Raw genomic sequence first — 4,453 nt, forward strand, 5'->3', positions numbered from 1 at the left:
TCGCTGGGGTCGAGGTTGGCTTGACGAGGTTTGCTCATCGGTGGGCATCCTCCTACTGCAAACCGCAGGCCAGGCGTTGTTGTGCTGCCCTTGAGGAAGATGGGTAGGGGGAGTACTCTTGTATTGAGAATAATTCTCATTACAAGTTGAGCTGCATGTTGTCCCCTGACGACAATCAACGACCAGGCAAGACGCGCAGCTCCCTGCCTTGATCATTGGTCTGCTGGTGTTTGCCATGACACGAACCGTGTTTCGAAAACGCCTTGGGATGGTCCATGCAACCTGGTTGGTTTCTGCCTTCATTGCCATGTTGACCATGGTGCCGGCCCCAGCTGCTGTGCCTGCTAAACCAGTATCTGATGCGGCCGTTGTCTGGCGTCTGCTCGACTACGTGGCGGTCGATTACGCAGGAGCGGTACGTGATGGGAACGTGCTGAGCGCATCCGAATACGCGGAGATGCGCGAGTTCACCGACACGATCGTGAAGCGTATCGACATGCTTCCGGCGCGTGATGGGCGCGATCGTCTGCTGCGTGAAGCAAGGCAACTGCAGGTGCTTGTCGATCAGCGTGCAGACGTCGGGAAAGTGGCAGAGGCGGCTCATGCGTTGGCGGCCTCAACCATTGTCTTGTACCCGATACCGCTCGCTCCCACGCGTGCCCCCGATGTGGCCCGCGGAAAGGTGTTGTACCAAGGCCGGTGTGCATCGTGTCATGGCGTACATGGGGCTGGAGATGGTCCCGCAGCTGCAGCGCTTGATCCGCCACCGATTGCATTCACCGACCATGACCGTGCGCGGCAGAGAAGTCCATTGGCGTTGTACCAGGTCGTTACGCAGGGCATTCCAGGTACGGCCATGCCCAGCTTCGACACCTTGTCGGCTGCGGATCGCTGGGCACTGGCGTACTACGTCAGCAACCTGGCTTATGGTCCGGAAGAGCGAAATCAGGGAAAGGAACTGATCGAGCACTCACCCGCCCTGGTCAAGGACATCCCGGACCTGAGGGCATTGTCGCGCCTGACCGAAGCGGATCTTGAAGGCCGCATCGGGTTACGTGATGCCGCCGCATTGATCGCGTACTTGCGTGCGCACCCTGATGAGGTTGCGTCCGCCCAGAAAGTAAAGCCCCTGCAACTGGCTCGCGACCGACTCGATGCGAGCGTGAAGGCCTACGAGAAGGGCCAGGTCACGCATGCGAAATCACTGGCCTTGTCAGCTTACCTGGACGGGGTAGAGCCCATTGAGCCCGCGCTTCGCACGCGTGATGCCGGCCTGTTGCGGCAGCTGGAAACAGCCATGGGTGCATTCAGAGCGGCGATCTCGAAACAGGCCTCACTGGATGAGGTACAGCGTCAGGCGCATGAAATCGACAGGCAGCTGGACGACGCGAGCGCTGTGCTCGATGAACAGGGGGGTGATGCGGTTACCGCTTTTGTGGGCAGTCTCACGATCCTGTTGCGTGAAGGTCTGGAGGCGATGTTGATCGTCGTCGGAATCATTGCCTTCCTGCGCAAGGCTGAACGCAAGGATGCGCTGAGGTATGTCCATGCTGGCTGGGTAAGTGCATTGATCGTCGGTGGTCTGACATGGGTGATGGCGACATGGCTCATCGCCATCAGTGGTGCAAATCGCGAGCTGACGGAAGGCTTGTCGTCTTTGTTTGCTGCTGCGGTGTTGCTGGGTGTGGGTATCTGGATGCACCAGAAAAGCATGGCAGGGCATTGGCAGAAGTATCTGCAGGCCAAGGTTGCCGGTGCGCTGAATCGACGTTCGGCAGTCCTTTTGTTCACGCTTGCCTTCGTGGCGGTATATCGGGAGGTGTTTGAGACCATCCTGTTCTATGCCGCCATGTGGGGCGATGGTCAGCATGGTGCGATCACGGCCGGGTTGGTCGTGGGGGCCTTGGGCCTGGCGTTGATTGCCGTGCTGATGCTGCGTTTCAGCCGCATGCTCCCGATCGGCAAGTTCTTCGCCATCAGTTCGCTGTTGATTGCCGTTGTGGCAGCGGTTCTGGCAGGCAAGGGCGTGGCTGCCTTGCAGGAGGCCGGTTGGGTAGCACAGGGCTTCATCACCCTGCCGCGCATCGATTGGATTGGCCTATACCCCACCTGGCAGACGGTGGCGGCGCAGCTGATCGTCATCCTGGTGGCGGTGATCGGGTTCTGGATCAACGCGCGCAACGGGAAAGCTGCACAGGCTTGAGCGGTATGTTGGACATGAGGCTCAGGCAGGAACGGGGTTCTCACTGGTGCGACAAGTTTGAAATGGTTTGATCTAACGGCATTCTCTCAGCAAATAGGCATGGGGCCCGGCAGCTAGCCGGGCCCCATGTCTATTGGATCTTCAGGTTCGTGATGCAGCTTCATGGGCATGAGGCTTTGGGTGAAGGTCCCGGCTGTCCTGTTCCGCTGCCTGTGGGCTGGGAACCTCAAGAGCGGTGGTGCATCTATCAGGTAAGTCACGAACAGGATGCGACATGCCTTGGGCCGACACACCCGCTTTGGATAGCAAGCCGGGAACCCGCAAAGCAAAAGCACGACCCACGCGCAGTGAGGCAGAGGGCGCGGTGCGAACGCTGATCCGCTGGGCGGGCGATCGACCGTCGCGTGAGGGTATGGCGGACACGCCTGCGCGCGTCGTGAAGGCCTACGAGGAATGGTTCCGCGGTTATGCGGTGGATCCGGAAAGCTTGCTGCGCCGCACATTCGAACATGCAGGCTACAAGGAAGTTGTGGTGCTGCGTGACATCCCGGTGCAATCGATCTGTGAACACCACATGGCGCCGATTCGCGGCATGGCCCACGTCGCATACCTGCCGAACTCACGGGTGGTTGGGATTTCCAAGCTGGCCCGCGTAGTGGATGCCTATGCCCGGCGCTTCCAGATCCAGGAGCGCCTGACTGTGGAAATCGCCGATGTGATCCAGCGTGCTCTGGAGCCTCGTGGTGTCGCCGTCGTGATCAAGGCGGCGCATGAGTGCATTTCATCCCGTGGGATCCAGATGCATGGGGTGTCCATGGTGACCCGGCATGTAATGGGTCATTTCGAGCAAGAGCCCCACCGGCGCGACATCATGACGATGCTTTCACCCTGATCGGGAACCTCGCGGATGGCTACTGCATCCGATGTGAAAGGAGGGAAGATTCATGACCCCATCAAAAAGTTCCAATGCCCGCGACTATGCGGCCCTGGATGACCGGGTTCTGGTCGAACTGGTGCTGCAGGGCGATCTCGAAGCCTTTCGCGACATCACCCGGCGCTGCAATCAGCGGTTGTTCCGTGTGGCGCGAGGGATCGTCAAGGACGACAGCGAAGCCGAGGACATCGTGCAGGAGTCGTATGTACGGGCGTTCGAGAAGCTGGCCTCGTTTCGTGGGGACGCGGCACTTCTGACGTGGCTGACGCGGATCGTTCTCAACGAAGCGTATGGGCGATTGCGCAGGCGGCGGATGAACGTGGACATGGAGCACATCGAGGCAGCGCAGATGAAATCTGAAAACGTCGTCTCATTCTCGCCAAGGTATGGCGTGGAAGACCCGGCCGTGGCGGCAGGTCGAGCACAGGCACGCCAACTTCTGGAACGTGCGATCGACCAGTTGCCGGAAGCGTTCCGGATCGTATTCCTCATGCGCGAGATCGAGGGTTGCACAGTCGAGGAGACCGCTGTGTGCCTTGATCTGCGCAGTGAGACCGTGAAAACCCGCTTGCACCGTGCGCGACGACTCTTGCGCGCGCAGCTCAAGGACACGCTGGCCGCGACGATGGCCGATGCATTTCCATTTCTTGGCGCACGCTGCGACCACATGACCGACACCGTCATGAAGCGCCTGAACCCATAACCGACCCGGCGCACATGCCGGGTTGTCCTGTCCTACCTTCTTTACCCGAGGGGTTTTGCCATGTTGAACGTAGCGCTTCTGGTCTTCGCTGTAGCTGCTGTGGGTGGTCTCGTTCTCGCCGCGAGCGTGCTTCGGGGTCGATTGGCTCCCTGGGCATTGTCCATCGTCCATGCATTGCTGGGAGCGACGGGGCTGGTTCTCCTTCTGGTGCTTGCATGGCGTGGCGTGCATTCACCGCATGCCACCATCGCGCTCGGTCTGTTCGTGATCGCGGCCTTGATCGGCTTTTTCCTGGCTTCACTCCATCTGCGGAAAGAGACTGCGCCGAAGAACGTGGTCCTGATTCATGCCGGTATTGCCGTTGCCGGATTCCTGACGTTGCTCAGTGCGGTATGGGTGGCATGAAACACCCTTTGCACCCGGCTATCGTTCACTTTCCGATCGCCACCTGGTCGCTGGCTACAGTTGCCGACCTGGCTGGGATCTGGTTGGGAGCGCCCGCCTGGAGGTTCGCCGAATACCTTCTTGCCATAGGAGTTGTCACGGGCATCGTCGCCGTGGCAACCGGCTTCATCGAGTTGATCAAGATCGACATGGACAGTCCGCTATACCG

The 4,453-nt window shown here is 59.8% G+C and carries 5 protein-coding genes; all 5 read left to right on the top strand.

Annotated features, from left to right (window positions below; translation table 11 throughout):
• The first annotated feature begins 208 nt into the window (after window positions 1–208).
• Window positions 209–2,203, top strand: coding sequence for a cytochrome c/FTR1 family iron permease (locus BTJ49_RS15035; protein WP_240601859.1), 1,995 nt, complete (start codon window positions 209–211; stop codon window positions 2,201–2,203).
• A gap of 274 nt (window positions 2,204–2,477) precedes the next feature.
• Window positions 2,478–3,095, top strand: coding sequence for a GTP cyclohydrolase I FolE (gene folE, locus BTJ49_RS15040; protein ID WP_113066245.1), 618 nt, complete (start codon window positions 2,478–2,480; stop codon window positions 3,093–3,095).
• A gap of 52 nt (window positions 3,096–3,147) precedes the next feature.
• The gene (locus BTJ49_RS15045) at window positions 3,148–3,840 is read left to right on the top strand and encodes an RNA polymerase sigma factor (protein ID WP_113066246.1); all 693 of its coding nucleotides are present in this window, start codon (window positions 3,148–3,150) and stop codon (window positions 3,838–3,840) included.
• Between the two features lie 60 nt (window positions 3,841–3,900).
• Window positions 3,901–4,245 (top strand): hypothetical protein, encoded by a 345-nt coding sequence (locus BTJ49_RS15050; RefSeq protein WP_113066247.1) that lies wholly within the window; start codon window positions 3,901–3,903, stop codon window positions 4,243–4,245.
• Window positions 4,242–4,453 (top strand): DUF2231 domain-containing protein (locus BTJ49_RS15055; protein ID WP_343125541.1); only part of this gene is annotated, 212 nt, incomplete at its 3' end. The genes BTJ49_RS15050 and BTJ49_RS15055, both read left to right, overlap by 4 nt.

Source organism: Oleiagrimonas sp. MCCC 1A03011, assembly GCF_003267965.1.
GTDB lineage: Bacteria > Pseudomonadota > Gammaproteobacteria > Xanthomonadales > Rhodanobacteraceae > Oleiagrimonas > Oleiagrimonas citrea.

Coding starts and splice junctions, on each gene's coding strand:
- BTJ49_RS15045 (WP_113066246.1), top strand. CDS start 3,148: ATGACCCCATCAAAAAGTTCCAATGCCCGCGACTATGCGGCCCTGGAT.
- folE (WP_113066245.1), top strand. CDS start 2,478: ATGCCTTGGGCCGACACACCCGCTTTGGATAGCAAGCCGGGAACCCGC.
- BTJ49_RS15050 (WP_113066247.1), top strand. CDS start 3,901: ATGTTGAACGTAGCGCTTCTGGTCTTCGCTGTAGCTGCTGTGGGTGGT.